The sequence below is a fragment of the Bartonella sp. AC130YNZD genome (genome assembly GCF_042196865.1).
GTDB lineage: Bacteria > Pseudomonadota > Alphaproteobacteria > Rhizobiales > Rhizobiaceae > Bartonella.
Genome location: NZ_JBHIQZ010000005.1, coordinates 108,617 through 124,273 on the forward strand (window position 1 = coordinate 108,617; position 15,657 = coordinate 124,273).

General features: G+C 37.6%; 17 protein-coding genes. 1 reads left to right on the plus strand and 16 read right to left on the minus strand.

All coding sequences use genetic code 11. The annotated features are described in order from the left end of the window. Nucleotides 1-36: 36 nt before the first annotated feature. A complete protein-coding gene (gene ppa / locus ACFINU_RS03510) occupies nucleotides 37-567 on the plus strand; it encodes an inorganic diphosphatase (RefSeq protein ID WP_375618078.1) in 531 nt (176 codons plus the stop codon). 53 nt (nucleotides 568-620) lie between these two features. Here the strand turns inward: ppa and ACFINU_RS03515 are convergent, their stop codons facing one another. The 16 genes from ACFINU_RS03515 to ACFINU_RS03590 all read right to left on the minus strand — a co-directional run. After that, complete coding sequence (locus tag ACFINU_RS03515) at nucleotides 621-935, minus strand: DUF167 domain-containing protein (protein ID WP_375618079.1); 315 nt, start codon at nucleotides 933-935, stop codon at nucleotides 621-623. 22 nt (nucleotides 936-957) lie between these two features. Next, nucleotides 958-1,251 carry a YggT family protein gene (locus ACFINU_RS03520; protein ID WP_375618080.1) on the minus strand — a complete coding sequence of 98 codons (294 nt, stop codon included), beginning with the start codon at nucleotides 1,249-1,251 and terminating at the stop codon, nucleotides 958-960. Between the two features lie 324 nt (nucleotides 1,252-1,575). After that, a complete protein-coding gene (locus ACFINU_RS03525) occupies nucleotides 1,576-2,136 on the minus strand; it encodes an invasion associated locus B family protein (RefSeq protein WP_375618081.1) in 561 nt (186 codons plus the stop codon). A 99-nt stretch (nucleotides 2,137-2,235) separates the two neighbouring features. Next, a complete protein-coding gene (locus ACFINU_RS03530; protein WP_375618082.1) occupies nucleotides 2,236-2,763 on the minus strand; it encodes an RNA pyrophosphohydrolase in 528 nt (175 codons plus the stop codon). A gap of 39 nt (nucleotides 2,764-2,802) precedes the next feature. Next, on the minus strand, nucleotides 2,803-4,113 hold the full coding sequence (locus tag ACFINU_RS03535; RefSeq protein ID WP_273790634.1) for a S41 family peptidase: 1,311 nt from the start codon (nucleotides 4,111-4,113) through the stop codon (nucleotides 2,803-2,805). Continuing rightward, nucleotides 4,103-5,344, minus strand: coding sequence for a murein hydrolase activator EnvC family protein (locus ACFINU_RS03540; protein ID WP_375618097.1), 1,242 nt, complete (start codon nucleotides 5,342-5,344; stop codon nucleotides 4,103-4,105). The genes ACFINU_RS03535 and ACFINU_RS03540 overlap by 11 nt, the downstream gene beginning before the upstream one ends. Nucleotides 5,345-5,477: 133 nt before the next feature. Beyond that, the gene (gene rlmH / locus ACFINU_RS03545) at nucleotides 5,478-5,960 is read right to left on the minus strand and encodes a 23S rRNA (pseudouridine(1915)-N(3))-methyltransferase RlmH (RefSeq protein WP_375618083.1); all 483 of its coding nucleotides are present in this window, start codon (nucleotides 5,958-5,960) and stop codon (nucleotides 5,478-5,480) included. A gap of 1 nt (nucleotide 5,961) precedes the next feature. Further along, nucleotides 5,962-6,348, minus strand: a complete 387-nt coding sequence (gene rsfS / locus ACFINU_RS03550; protein ID WP_375618084.1) for a ribosome silencing factor — start codon at nucleotides 6,346-6,348, stop codon at nucleotides 5,962-5,964. A 111-nt stretch (nucleotides 6,349-6,459) separates the two neighbouring features. Continuing rightward, a complete protein-coding gene (locus ACFINU_RS03555; protein WP_375618098.1) occupies nucleotides 6,460-7,053 on the minus strand; it encodes a nicotinate-nucleotide adenylyltransferase in 594 nt (197 codons plus the stop codon). 29 nt (nucleotides 7,054-7,082) lie between these two features. Then, nucleotides 7,083-8,339 (minus strand): glutamate-5-semialdehyde dehydrogenase, encoded by a 1,257-nt coding sequence (locus tag ACFINU_RS03560; protein WP_375618085.1) that lies wholly within the window; start codon nucleotides 8,337-8,339, stop codon nucleotides 7,083-7,085. Between the two features lie 45 nt (nucleotides 8,340-8,384). After that, a complete protein-coding gene (gene proB, locus ACFINU_RS03565; RefSeq protein WP_375618086.1) occupies nucleotides 8,385-9,524 on the minus strand; it encodes a glutamate 5-kinase in 1,140 nt (379 codons plus the stop codon). Between the two features lies 1 nt (nucleotide 9,525). Then, nucleotides 9,526-10,551: a GTPase ObgE gene (gene obgE / locus ACFINU_RS03570; protein ID WP_375618087.1), complete on the minus strand. Its 1,026-nt coding sequence runs from the start codon at nucleotides 10,549-10,551 to the stop codon at nucleotides 9,526-9,528. Between the two features lie 160 nt (nucleotides 10,552-10,711). After that, nucleotides 10,712-11,449, minus strand: a complete 738-nt coding sequence (locus tag ACFINU_RS03575; protein WP_375618088.1) for an RlmE family RNA methyltransferase — start codon at nucleotides 11,447-11,449, stop codon at nucleotides 10,712-10,714. Between the two features lie 29 nt (nucleotides 11,450-11,478). Next, complete coding sequence (locus tag ACFINU_RS03580) at nucleotides 11,479-12,789, minus strand: Ppx/GppA phosphatase family protein (RefSeq protein WP_375618089.1); 1,311 nt, start codon at nucleotides 12,787-12,789, stop codon at nucleotides 11,479-11,481. Nucleotides 12,790-13,697: 908 nt separating this feature from the next. Then, on the minus strand, nucleotides 13,698-14,300 hold the full coding sequence (locus ACFINU_RS03585) for an invasion associated locus B family protein (protein ID WP_375618090.1): 603 nt from the start codon (nucleotides 14,298-14,300) through the stop codon (nucleotides 13,698-13,700). Further along, on the minus strand, nucleotides 14,297-15,657 hold a 1,361-nt coding region (locus ACFINU_RS03590), incomplete at its 5' end, for a Vomp family autotransporter (RefSeq protein ID WP_375667363.1). The genes ACFINU_RS03590 and ACFINU_RS03585, both read right to left, overlap by 4 nt.

The window sequence follows — 15,657 nt, forward strand, 5'->3', positions numbered from 1 at the left end:
TATTGAGCCTCACTATATTCCAGAAAGGATGTCTCTATGAATATTAAGGAAATACCCGTAGGCAAAAATCCACCAGAAGATATTAACGTTATTGTGGAAGTCTCCCTTGGTGATCAACCAATAAAATATGAGATGGATAAAAAGTCGGGTGCATTATTTGTTGACCGTTTTCTTCATACATCAATGGTTTATCCTGGAAATTACGGTTTTGTCCCTCATACGCTTTCAGATGATGGTGATCCTATTGATGTTCTTATCTGTAATACCCGTCCACTTATGCCTGGTTGTGTTATCAATGTTCGCCCCATCGGAGCTCTAATGATGGAAGATGATGGTGGTAAAGATGAAAAAATTATTGCCATTCCCACTACAAAATTAACAAAACGCTATATCAATATTCATGACTATACAGATCTGCCCGAGATTACACTCAAACAAATTGAACATTTCTTCAAGCATTACAAAGATCTGGAACCTGGAAAATGGGCTAAAATTGAAGGATGGCGTGATAAAAACTTTGCTCATGAATTAATTAAGCAAGCTGTTGAGCGCAATAAAAAAGTATAACGATTTTAATAAAATAAAGCCTATAAAAAAATAGGCTTTGTTATTTATTTTTTCTACGAGATGTAATCTCTAAAGGATTGCCATATCTGCTTTAGCTCTTCTAAATGTGTTGAAAAGTAAAGTTGTTTGTAGCGAGATATTGCGCCGCTTTTCAGAGAAATAGAAGAAGATGGGATTTTCCACTGCTTCGCAAGAAATTTAATGAGAGCTTTATTCGCTTTTCCATCTTCAGGAACAGCCCGAAGGCGTATAACCAGATATTGTTTTTCACCATCCCTACATTCAACCCCTATTATTTTGTCAACGGATGATTTAGGAATGAGATATACAAACAAAATCAAGTTATTTTCATCAACTTGATAAAACATGTATTCGCCTCAAGTAATATTTCTATAAATACATGTTTGCGTAAATGCGCCACATGAAAGTACGAATAAAATAAATAATAATAAAAACTACAATAGGTGAAATATCAATTGTTCCAAAATTTGGTAAAATTTGCCGGATACGGCTTAGAATGGGATTTGTAAGACGATATAGAAAGCTTCCTATCAAAACAACAAAGCGATTGCGCGAATTTATGATATTAAAGACATAAAGCCAAGAAAAAATGACACTAGCGATTAAAATATCAATATAAATCTCAAAAATCAAATCAATCGTTCGAAGCAATGCATAAATCATGCGTCACCCCTTTCAATCAAGGAAAAAGAAGAGCGTATAGAAAACCTTCATTAAAGCAGGTCTGTGCATCAAAAAATGGTTTTATATTTCAATACTCTTTTTTTGAATAAAAACCAGACATCTAAATTCTTCATCTCTCTATTTAATGACGATGCAGTTAAAAAACAAATGTTAAAATTAAAAATAGCACATAAAATAGAAGAAACAGCAAAAAATCTGAATATCCCTTATAGGATTAATCTTAAATCTCATCGTTTTAATTATTAATTATAAAAAACAAACAAACTAAAAACGGCCTTTTAAAGGCCGCTTTTAGTTTTAAAATTATTTCTGCAAAGCAGTCAAACGATTAAGAGCACTACTAAAACCATCTAGCTGAACAAATAAATCATTCAAAGCTGGTTCACCTGCAGCAGCAATTGTCATCGCCAACTTTAACTTTTTTCCAGAACGTAAAGCTGCTACGTGATTTTTGTCAAAAACGACAGGAACCACACAACCTGCTGGTACACAAGTCCGAATACCGGTTTCGATAACAGCTTTTCCCTCATCAACTTGTAAACGAACAGGCTTAGAAACCAAAATGCCAAAAGGAACTGTTAAATTACCAGATACAACACTCTCAGCATCGAGAGTAAGTCCCATAGCCACAACAACACGCCCCTGCTCATTCACTTCTTGACGGTGCATAAAACAAATTCTTTTCCCTTCTTGTATACCACAGTTAATAGTCCACAAACCGTAGGTTTCAGTCAAAGAAGAAGCTCCATTTGGCAATGCCGCTGCCGCATCTTTTGATGCAGGAGGCTTTGAACTTGTTGCAAATGCAACAGATGAAATACTCAAGAGAGTAAAAACTATAAGTAAATTAAATAACTTTTTCATTTTATATTCCTGTTCTTTACATAAAAGATAAACATGTTTATTATTTATTATAATATAAAGCATCTTAATAAAAAAAGCTTTCTCATAATCATATAGCTTTTATAATGGTCTAAGGCTACCTCGAAATTCGCTGACAACTTTCGTATAAACGTGCTTTTTAAAAGAAACAGCAATCAACGGAAGGGTTTCTAGATCAATCCATTTCCATTGATCGAATTCCGCTTTATTGCCATCTGGTGGCGGATTAATCGCAATTTCAGAAAGCTTTCCTGTAAACTGGAAAGCAAACCATTTTTGTATTTGTCCACGATATTTATTTGTTAATGTGCACCCAATAAGTTCTTGTGGAAAATCATAATGGAACCAATTTCGTGCTTCTTTAATCAACTTTACAGATCGTATACCCGTTTCTTCATAAAGTTCACGATATGCCGCATCTAATGGTTTTTCATCTTCATCAATCCCTCCTTGAGGAAGCTGCCAACGATGAGATATGTCAATATCTGCATCTGCATGAATGGGCATCATTAAACGACGCCCAACCCACACTTTCCCCTCATGATTAAAGACAACAATCCCAACACATTTGCGATATGGAAGAATCTTCAAATTAATATCTGCATCCATTTAATATTCCTCAAAATCGCAAGCTATAGATATCAATTCTCACTTTAACACATCCTTATTGGGATCTGGTGGAAATGCTGCATTTGCCATTTCACCTCGTAACAGTTTATAGGCCTCATTCAATTGAATATCATCTTTAGGGTCTTTGGGAACAAACGCAGCTGAACCAGATCCTTTATTACTTTCTCGTTTTCCTTTGATATGTCCTTTTAATGCAGACTCACCAACTTTTACATCATAACCTTTATATTTTTCAGGAAGTGGTTGCTCTACAATAATATCAGGCGTAATCCCTGTTCCTTGAATAGAAGTGCCTGATGGCGTGTAATAAAGTGCTGTTGTTAAGCGTAAAGCCCCATTTTCACCCAAAGGAATAATTGTTTGAACAGATCCTTTACCAAAAGACTGCGTCCCTAAAATTGTTGCACGACGATGATCTTGCAATGCACCCGCAACAATTTCAGAAGCACTTGCTGAACCACCATTAATAAGAACAATGAGCGGTTTTCCATTGATGACATCACCTGGCTTCGCATCAAATCTTGTCACATCACTCTTTTTGCGCCCACGAGTCGACACAATTTCACCTTTATTGAGAAAAGCACTCGAAACATTAACAGCTTGATCTAAAAGCCCACCCGGATTAAGCCGCAAATCAAGGACGTAACCTTTTAGCTTATCTTCAGGAATTTTAGATTGGATATCTTTAATTGCCGCTAGAAGATTATTTAATGTCTGTTCAGAAAACTGGATAACTCTTAAATATCCAATATCACCTTCAACCCGATATTTCACCGCTTTTACTTTGATAATATCACGAACAATCTTCACTTCAAATGGCTTATCAACGCCAGAACGAATAATTGTTAAGGTAATTGGTGTTCCAGGAGCACCTCGCATCTTATTAACAGCTTCATTCAATGTTTGACCATTCGTTTGTACATCATCAATTTTTGAAATAAGGTCTCCTGCTAGAATACCTGCTTTTGAAGCGGGAGTATCATCCATTGGTGAAACAACTTTAATTAAGTTTTTTTCCATAGTGACCTCAATACCAAGACCTCCGAACTCTCCTTTCGTAGAATCCCGCATATCCTTGGCTTCTTCAGCATTCAAATAAGATGAATGAGGGTCCAGTGATGTGAGCATGCCATTGATAGCATTTTCAATAAGCTTTTTATCATCTGGAACTGTAACGTATTGCATACGCACACGCTCAAAAACATCGCCAAATATAGCTAGCTTTTTATATGCATTATCTTCATTATTCGCAGCAACAGACTGCACCATAATCATTGAACAGGCGCCGAGCAATACCCCAGCGACCAAAAGAATAACTTTACGAATCATTTTGGCTCCTTCTTATTTTTTCAGTCTGCCACCAAGGAGTTGGATTTACAGGTTTTCCCTGCTTTCTAAACTCAATGTAAAGCATTGGAGAAGTTTTTCCTATATCCAATGCAACACTGTTTGAAATAAATTGCATCTCCATTATACCCAGAGGCTCACCTGAAAGAACAAACTGCCCCTGTTTTACATTAATTCTCGACATTCCAGTAAAAATGATATGATAACCATTTCCAACATTGAGAATGATTAAATATCCGTAAGAACGAAATGGTCCAGCAAAAGCAACAAAAGCATCCACAGGTGAAATAACAACAGCTCCTGACTCTGTTTCTATCGTTTCACCAAAGCGCGTAATCTGCGAACTTTTGTTAGAGTGATGTATTCTTTTTCCTGAAACAGGAAAAAGTAAAGAACCTTTTCGGCTTTCAAAATTGGACTGTTCTAACAATTGTAAACTTTTCCGTACCTGTACTGATGCATCAGAGCTAAGTTTTGACTGACGATCGAGCTCTAAAATCAATTCTTCCAAAGACTGCGCTTTTTTAGCAAGAGCAATATTTTTTTGTTGCTGTTCTGTAAGTTCTTTTTCTGATTTTTTTTGTAGTTTGTTTTTTTGGTCTAATAAAAGCTCTAGACGTTTTCGCTGCTCTGCTTGATTTTGCAGTTTTGTCTTTAATGCGGTATATTCCGTAGTAATGGAATTACTCAAATTGGTCAACTCCTTGAGTTCCCCTTTTAAATCTCGTGTTTTCTCTTGCATCTGAGGAATAACAGTACCTAATAAAACAGAACTACGTATAGAAGCCAACGCGTCTTCTGGCTGTATCATAAGAGCAGGAGGCGGATTCAATCCCATACGTTCCAAAATTGCAAGAACTTCCGCAAATTCAGCACGACGATTTTTTAAACTTTGATAGACTTGTACCCGCTTTTCTATCATTTTTTTAAGCTTTTCTTCCCTTTTAGCAATATCATCTGCTACTATACGTTCTTCTTTAGCCGCCTTTATGAGTGCATCACTCAAAACACGTTGATCTTTTTTTAAATGCTCAACTTGATGCATAAGAAAAGTAACACGCTCACGCGAAAGTGAAATATTTTGGCGAATTTCTCCCAATTCTTTATGTACTTCCGTACTCCTCATTTCTTCCGCATGCGATACAGAAAAGCAAAAAAACATACTCAAGAGCAGAATGACAAATATGACGCACTCCTCATATAAATATAGCATCTTTCTATGAAGAAGCTTTTTCATTTGCAAAAACCATGACACCTCATCGTATACATTAGAGATGCTTTAAATGGTGTCAGCTAAAACAATATTAATAAACATATAAATAAGTGCTAAAAATTGAACAAAAATATTAAAAACGATGATACGGATGATTATTTTCAATTGTTACAGCGCGGTAAAGTTGTTCTGTAAGAAGAATACGTGCAATTTGATGTGGCCACGTCATCAAACCAAAAGATAAAAGAAAATCAGCACGCTTCCTTATTTGTTCATTATGCCCATCAGGTCCTCCCAAAGCGATGACGACATCTCGAATGCCCTCATCACGATAACACCTCAATTTTTCAGAAAAAGAAGTTGAAGAAATCGATTCTCCACGCTCATCTAACACAATTAATCGACATTTTTCAGGTAAAAATTCAATAAGTTTTCTCCCCTCTTCCTCCATACGTTGACAAACTGTTTGAGCACGACTTTCTGGTATCTCTTGTAACTTTTTTAAATGCAAGCCTACATCTCCAGAAATTTTAGAAAAACGATCCAAATAATGCTGAACTAATTTTTGCTCCGCCCCACTTTTCATACGACCAACCGCAAAAACAGAAATTTGCATTTTAATGATCTCCGAAGAGAAGCAAAGCCGTATCGTTTAAATCCGGCGTCATCCATATTTTTTCTAAATTATAAAAAAGACGAATTTCTGGACGAAAAAGATGAATGATAATATCACCTGTATCAATCAATACCCAGTCACCTCCAGCAAGCCCTTCTACACGCGCAAGCCCCTGCCCACTATCTTTCCAAGTATGTAATAAATGATTAGCAACAGACGATACATGACGCTGCGAATTTGCTGAAGCTATGACCATATAATCAGCCAAAGATGACTTCCCTCGAATATCAATAGCAACAATATCTTCTGCTTTTGTATCTTCTAAACTCTTGAGAATAACTTCAAGACTCTCACTCACAGAAAAAACTTTTTTTTCTTTTGAAGGCATAATATTGTAAGAGTGTTTGTGTGCAACGTTTTTCAGATCAATATCCTTTCTTATCGTTGTGGAATCTAAAAAAGAGACTTCTCTAAAGAGAAGCAGAATCTTATGAAATGTTCAAGAAAAATCATTCTTCTTCAAACGAAGGTTTGTTGAAGACTGAAAAGATAAAGGTCCATGCAAATAAGTCCAAACTGGTGGCTTGATAAAAGGTAATCGCTTACTTTCTCTCTCATCCAAACGAAAACGGCGATAAATATGTGCCATAGGAGAAGAAAGTGCTGACCGATTTCCTAAAGGACGATCAATAATCGCAATAGGAAGCATAGAGACGATATCATGCCATCGATACCAATGATGTATCGTCGCAAAACTATCTGCCCCCATAATCCATACAAAATTTACGCCACTGTAATGGGTAAGAATATGAAAAATCGTATCTACTGATACTTTGCTCCCTATAGCCTGTTCAAAACCTGTTAAGCGAATTTTTGGATGGTCAATAAGTTTTAAACTTAATTGCATTCTCTCCTCTAAAGAGAGCAACTGTGTACAATCCTTTAAAGGATTTCCTGGAGTGATCATCCACCATAACTGATCAAGATGCAAACGCCGAATAGCAATTTTTGCAACAAGAAGATGCCCCGCATGCGGTGGATTAAAGGAACCACCAAAAAGACCCACAACATTAGATCTTTCAACATGTGGTATACAATTTTTCCATGGAAAAAATAATGTTCTCAAGCTCTAACCTGACCATTTCCTTTAACGTGATATTGAAATGATGTTAGCTGTTCAACACCTATGGGACCACGTGCATGCATTTTTCCTGTTGCGATACCAATTTCCATTCCAAAACCAAATTCACCTCCATCAGCAAATTGTGTAGATGCATTGTGCAGCAAAATAGCTGAATCTAAATGATTAAAAAAATTCTTCACCACTTCCAAATCCTCAGCAATAATCGATTCCGTATGTCCTGATGAATAACGCTTGATATGAGCAATGGCTCCCTCAACACCCTCAACTGTTTTAACAGAAAGAATAGCATCAAGATATTCATGCGACCAATCTTCTTCAGAAGCTAATTTGACATCTGGTATAAGAAAAACAATATCTTCTGTGGCGCGAATTTCACATCCGTTCTCCTGTAAAGCAGTTAAAACAGGAAGAAACTTTTTTAATGCTTGGCTGTCAATGAGAACTGTCTCAACAGCACCGCATATCCCTGTTCGCCGCAGCTTTGCATTTAAAACAATATTGCGTGCCATATCTAAATCTGCCGATTTATCAATATAAATATGACAAAGTCCCTCCAAATGAGCAAAAATTGGAACACGTGCATCAGACTGAACGCGGGCAACAAGGCTCTTTCCACCACGTGGTACGATCACATCAATCGCTCCATCCAATCCTTTGAGAATTTCCCCAACGGCAGCACGATCTGTCGTTCCAACCATTTGGATAGCATCTTTGGGTAAACCAGAGCGCTCTAAACCTTGTACCAAAGCTAAATGAAGAGCATGAGAAGAATGAAAGCTATCCGAACCACCGCGCAAAATCGCAGCATTACCTGCTTTTAAGCACAAAGAACTCGCATCAACTGTAACATTGGGACGACTTTCATAAATAATGCCAATCACACCAAGAGGTGTTCGTACACGACTTATATGAAGCCCATTTGGACGTTTCCACGCACTCATAACCTGTCCAACAGGATCAGATAAACGAGCAACTTGACGAACACTGTCTATCATTGCACGTAAACGCAAGTCATCTAATTTTAGCCGATCAATCATTGCAGCTTTCAAATTATTCTGAGCAGCATTCTCTAAATCTTGACAATTCGCCCGTAAAATTTTATCTGACTGATCCTCTAGACTTAAAGCGATCATTTCTAATGCATTATTCTTTTGCTCAGAAGAAGCAACGGCCAACGCTGCAGCGGCATAGCGTGCTTTTTGTCCCATATCTTTCATTTGTTCTTCTAAAGTCATCGTATTATCCACTCTGCGAAAACAATAAAAACAAAAGTAACTTTTTTAAACAGAATTGATCAAGCAACGTACAATCATATCATTACGATGCACCATAGCAGAGCGCGCCTCATACCCAAGAATAGCTTCAATTTCTTCACTTTTATGTCCTATAATGCGTACAGCCTCATCTTTGTCATAGCTTACAAGTCCACGCGCAATCTCAACCCCATCTGTACCAACAATTGCAACCGTATCCCCACGCTGGAAATTTCCCTCAACGCCAATAACCCCTGCTGCTAATAACGATTTTCCTGTTTCAAGAGCCCTAATGGCTCCTTGATCAATCGTCAAAACACCAGATGGATCTAAATGACCAGAAATCCATGTTTTCCAAGCATTGACAGATTTCTTACTTGCCGCAAAAAAACTCTTGCGTTCACCTTTGTCAATTGCAGCAAGGGGATTCATACGCTTGCCTGAGGTGATAATCATCGCCGTTCCAGCAGCATTAGCTATTTTTCCGGCTTCAAGCTTAGTCTTCATTCCTCCCCGTGAAAACTCTGAAGCAGCAACATCTGCCATTTTTTCGATATCATGCGTAATGGATGCAACAAAAGGTATAAATTCAGCCGTAGGATCACTATGGGGAGACTTTGTATAAAGACCATCAATATCAGATAAAAGTATTAAAAGATCTGCCCCCATCATTGTTGCCACACGTGCAGCTAAACGATCATTATCACCATAACGAATTTCATTTGTCGCAACAGTATCATTCTCATTAATAACAGGTACTGCTCTAAAACGTAAAAGTACATTAATCGTTGCACGTGCATTGAGATAACGCCTTCGCTCTTCCGTATCAAATAAAGTGAGCAAAATTTGGCCTGTTTTGAGCCCATGTTGAGCAAGCGCATCACCATAGGTTTTAGCTAACTCAATTTGCCCCAAAGCAGCACATGCCTGACTTTCTTCCAATTTCAAAGCCCCCTTAGGAAGCTGTAGCAATGTCCTTCCTAAAGCAATAGCGCCTGAAGACACCAACAATATCTCTACGCCTTTTTTGTGCAATTCAACAACATCACTAATCAAGCTGTTAAGCCATTCAACCCGTAAACCTGCCTGAGGATCAACCAAAAGGGCAGATCCAATCTTGACCACAATACGTTTATAGTGTGTAAGTTTTTGCGATCCAACAGCCATCTCAATCAACCTTGCTATCCCCACTAATCTCCTCTTTGCGTGACATTTCAATAATATGTGCACCAGCACGCAGCACATTTTCTAAACCTTCGCGGCTAACCGCAGAAAACATCATAACAGGTTGATCCGCAGCTCTTTGCAAAGCTTCCTGTTTCGTTTTACGCTCTTCAATCGTTAGCGTATCTATCTGGCTTAAAGCGACAATTTCAGTCTTATCACTTAGATTATTTCCGTAAGACTCCAGTTCATGACGCACAATTTGATATGCTTTTGCAACATCTTCTTCTTGAGCAGAAATCAAATGAAGGAGGACACGACAACGTTCCACATGTCCTAAAAAACGGTCTCCAATTCCCACCCCTTCATGGGCTCCTTCGATTAACCCCGGAATATCAGCCAAAACAAATTCACGACCATCAATTCGTACAACACCAAGATGAGGATGTAGAGTAGTAAAAGGATAATCTGCAACTTTTGGCTTTGCCGCCGTTACAGAAGCTAAAAAAGTTGATTTTCCGGCATTTGGTAAACCAACAAGCCCCGCATCAGCAATTAACTTCAAACGAAGCCATATTGCACGCTCTTCTCCAGCCAAACCTGGATTTGCACGACGCGGTGCCCGATTTGTCGATGTTGTAAAGTGAAGATTGCCAAAACCGCCATTCCCTCCTTTTGCAAGGCGATAGCGCTGTCCCACTTCCGTTAAATCACATATTAACGTTGTATTATCTTCTTCAAAAATTTGCGTCCCAACCGGAACTTTAAGGATGACATCATCACCCTTCTCACCCGTCATATTACGCCCCTTGCCATGTCCCCCTGTTTTTGCTTTAAAATGCTGTTGGTAGCGATAATCAATCAGCGTGTTAAGCCCATCAACAACAAGAGCCCAGACATCACCACCCCGTCCTCCATTCCCTCCATCAGTCCCCCCAAATTCTATGAATTTTTCACGGCGAAATGATACTGCTCCAGAACCTCCATTACCAGAACGAATATAAACTTTAGCTTGATCAAGAAATTTCATTGGAAACACTCACTGAGGAATCAATCTCTCTACCTCTATAGGCAATACATTAATTTTACCAGTTTTTCATCATTGATAACAGAAAAACTGTCGCTATCGCTGATAACTCTTTGAGAAAAAAATCATCACATTTAAATAGGTTAAGTAAAGTTAAGTCTTCTTAAAAGAAGGTGCTATTCTTGTATTTTTTTCCCTTAAATTCAAGCGCTAGAAGATAAAGCTCTACTGATTCTGATCGGCTTGCGGGTGGTTTAACATGGTAGACTTTTTTAAAATGCTGTTTTAATCTTGCAAGAAGAGTGTTTTCTGCTCCCCCTTGAAAAGCCTTTACTAAAAAATATCCCCCAGGCTTGAGAACCGAAAGAGCAAAATCAGCCGCAACTTCACATAAATAAATCGTTCTTAAATGATCCGTCTGACGATGACCTGTTGTTGGCGCTGCCATATCAGAAAGAACCACATCCGGTTTTGTCCCTAAAGTTTCAATTAATTTCTGCTGTGCATCTGTATGCAAAAAATCCATTTCCAACATGGCAACTCTAGGTAATGGATCAACATGTAAATAATCAATACCAACAACGCTAGGATCTTCATCACTTGACCCTACTATACGCTCAGCCACCTGACACCAACCCCCAGGTGCTGCTCCTAGATCAATAACCTTTTGACCTTTTTTCAAAAACCTATAGCGCTCATTAATTTCAATGAGTTTATAAGCCGCACGCGAACGATAACCATCTACTTTTGATTGATGGACATAAGGATCATTCAGATGCCTCTCTAACCATCGTCGTGATGAAGCTTTAATGGTTCCTGCTTTCTTTTTTACGCGCTGATATAATTCATGTGACCCTGAGCCTCCATAGCCACCTCTCGGTGTTTTTGTTATTTTTTTCATCGTTATTCATTGTCTCCATATTTAATTCTCTAACGCTTGAAATCTCTGCTCTTTCTATGACGACACCATACTCCATCGCGTAACATCAGCTCTATCAAAATTCCTTCCCTTAATCCACGATCAGCAACTCTTAAACGCTGACTTGGCCAAACTTCCCGAATAACATCTAAAATTGCACAACCAGCTAAAACTAAATCTGCTCTCTCGCGTCCAATAAAAGGACTTATGACACGTTTTTCTATATCCCATGATAATAGGCGTTGTGTCATAAGTGTAATGTCTGCATCATTCATCCAAATGCCATCCACTTTTTTCCTATCATAACGCTCTAAATTAAGATACATTCCTGCTAAAGTCGTAACCGTACCGGAGGTTCCCAAAAGATGAAACTTCGAACCTTGTGCTAACTTTCCTAATTTATGACGATCTGAAAAATTATTTAATAACCCTCGCACATAACTTTTCATTTTTTCAAAATCGTCTAAGCTAATATCATTCCCTCCAAAACGTTCAGCAAGCGTAACAACACCAACAGGAAGAGAAGTCCAAGCGATAATTTGTCGAGCTAAACGAAAAGAACGCTTTTGAGAAACATCAAGTAGCACAATTTCTGATGATCCTCCTCCAATATCAAAAAGCACAATTGCGTCAGTATTTGGTTCAACAAGTGTACTACACCCTGTAACAGCAAAACGCGCTTCTGTTTGCCGATCAACAATTTCCAATTCAAGACCTGTCTCCTCCAAAACACGCTGAATAAAATGTCTACCATTTTCTGCAGAACGACAAGCTTCCGTTGCAATCAAGCGATAACGCTTAATATGCCTTTGTTTTAGCTTTAAATGACAAATCTTTAATGCTTCAATCGCACGATCCATAGCTTGTGTATTAAGAAAACCGTTATTTATTAAACCTTCTCCCAATCGTACAATACGAGAAAAAGCATCAACAACACGAAAATATCCAGGTTTACTGGGAGATGCGATAAGAAGACGACAATTATTTGTTCCGAGATCAAGTGCCGCATAAAGAGGTGGAGATTTTACTGGATGGAACCGTCGAAGAAAAGGTGTTTTGAGTTTTTTTGTTTTTTGAGCACCTATCATTATCTGACTATGAAACTCAAAAGCTGCCTCAGATTGAACAAAAATCTGTTTCTGTTCATAATGTTTTTTTCTCTGTTGTCTCTTTATATCAACAAGGATAGAGTATGCCTCTGTTCGTGACAATGCAGAATGATTATTTGTATTACTACCGCACTGATCATACAACTGATCTGCTTTGGTATCGTATATTTCTCCTCGCTTCAACTCTTTTGAACTATAATTTAACGGGGTCATTTCCCTTATCCCTTGAGCGTTCCCCCCAATAAATAAACGCGAAAACTCTTCTGCTCATTTCTAAATAAAGCAATAATGCAGCATCAAATGATAAATACAAGAAATCACTCTTTCTTTTCCTATCATTAAAATTTTCTACACTAGCATCATTCAGATTTTTGTATAATCTTTCGGTTGTTTCCGTAAAATCATGTTTCTCTTTATGAACTTAAAACTATAAATTAATCGTTTACGTTCACATCAATTTTTATAAATTATGCTCTTTTCTTTATACCATTTACACGGAGCACACCTCTATTGTAACAAACCTACACTATCATACTATTTACTGACCCTTAAGGTTACAACAACCTATACATTAGTACGGTTTATAAGAAAAATTTTTTTAATCTCGTTATCCACACACGAGCCTCGTTTGTTATATGCAATGAAATGGCTTTGATTATGCTGAAATAAAGTTCTGTTGTACCACAAAATGCAATTACAATAGCTGTTATTTTATGAATACCGATAAAAACTATCGTTCAAAAAAATCTCTAGAATTATAAATTTATCTGAAAAATATTAATGCATAATCAGACCGCTTTAAAAATCCATTTGAAGCTTAAAAAAAGAATTTAGTCTACTCATTATTGTAAGGAATAAATCGAGTATTTCTAATCTTTTTTACTTTTAATAAATAACGAAATAACTCTTTAAGCTTTATGGAAAATACTAACTTGATTTTCTATTACATATAAAGAACCTATTGTATCTTTACATTCATAAAACTCTCACTCTTTCCAATAAGTCACCTCGATATCATATTATATAAAAATTCTTACTTATTTGACCTTATAATTTACACTCAAAAATATAATACAACAATTTATGAAAAAATGAATCTTCTTAAAAAGACTCGATGGATTCTAAGGACGTAAAGAATTAAGTGCCGCATTTAACCCTTTAAATGGTACAGTAAAAGAAAATACCTTTCCTTCTTTAATTTTATAGGAAATACGTACCTTATTGTTCTGCTCTATTTGTCTAGTCAAAACCGGACCTACAGGTGATTGTGCCAAACAAACCGTTTCATTACATTGCGTATAATGAATAAGAACAGGTTTTTTGACATCTTTTACAAACATTTGAATCGGAACATTTGTATCAGAATTTGGCAATGTTCGAAAAAGCATCACTGCTTGACCACTTGTCGTAGAAACAAGAGACCAACTAAAAATGGTATTTCCTTCTTGATCATGAACCGTCTGTGTCACATTACATATACCTTGCTTATGTTTCAGCTTTTGTTTTTCGTCACAAATCAAAGTCCAGTCATAAAACTGCATAATAATTCGACGTGTTTCGCCAGGTTCTCCCTTGGGTATCGATAAGTGCGGTGGATGCACTGTATAAATATTATTGTTCTCGTTGGCAAAGCTTTCGCTCTTGCCTATTAAGGCAAGAGCAAACAGAACCTTTACTAACATACTTCTCGTTTTTACAATAACAGCCATTTTTTCTATTATCATCTCAACCTCAGAGTAATTCCAGCGCCTATTCCCCAATGACCTCCAGCACTTGTCACAGATACATTCGAGCGAATATTTCCATCTTCAGATGTATAACCAGCACCAATAGCAAATGCAGATTGACTGCGCCATAAACTACTCCCAAATGAAACACTTAAAGATCCTGGTATATCATAGTAACGTAAGTTGGACACCGCTAGACCAATAGCAGCAGCTTGTCTTGCCTCTTTTCGAACATCCTCAATAGCATAATTCAATGTCTCAAACTTCATATCCGTATAGGATTTCGACTCGTTAACAGCATCATTGACAAGACCACTAACTTTCTCATCCGTATACTTATTGGCATCCTCAAGAACTATCTTCATCTGCTCTTCAGTATAATCATGCAACTGACCACCATTAACAGCTTGCTGAGAACCTGTTTCAATCTTTCCATCCGCTACATTATCTATCATAACAGGTTCGCTGTCATTGCCTCCTACTAACGTAACCTTATTCGTCTTTTTACCATCATCATCTTTGTCATATTTAACCGCTCCATCCATAACCGTTGTTGTAATATCTTTTACATGTTGATCAATCGTATCTACTTTCTTTTCAACCTCTTTCACTTTCTCATTCGTCTCCCATAGCTGACCTCCATTCACAACTTCTTGTGAATGCTCTTCAACTTTACCAGCTAAGACATTCTTAATCTTGCTCGACTTGTCATCATGCTTCGCGTCGTACGCTCCTTCAGTTTCATTCCAATTTAAACCATTGGACGCAACATTCTTCTCAACATCATGAATACGATTGTTGATATTGGTCATACCTATATTCACACCATCAAACGCAGCTGCAACATTATCATAGCTCGTCTTCTCATCTGAACTACCGTCACTCTTAAATTGTGCAACCTTGAATTCCGGTGCACTCCATTTCCCATCCTTATAGCCCGCTCCTCCTCCTAAATAGGACGCTAAGACATTACTCATAGAATAAAGCTGTGAACCATTCACCGCATCCGTCGATGTTTCTGAAATCGCTCCACCACGCACTCCAGAAAGAGTTCGTTCCGCTCCATCAATGTTGGAAAGGGTAATGCTCGTGCCGCTTTTTTCGCCTCCAATGCTAATAACATGCGTCTTTTCATCTTGTTTAACTAAGCTATCGCCTACGACTTTGTTAATTTCTTTATGAATATTCGTGAAAGACGTCCCTACTCCTGCTAACGCATCCGCAACATTGCCATAACTCTTCTCTTCATCTTCTCCATCAGAATTGACGGTTTTTAGCTTGAAACTTGGGACACTCCATTTGCCATCATCATCATAGCCTGCACCACCACCAAAATAGGTCGCAAACATCTTAT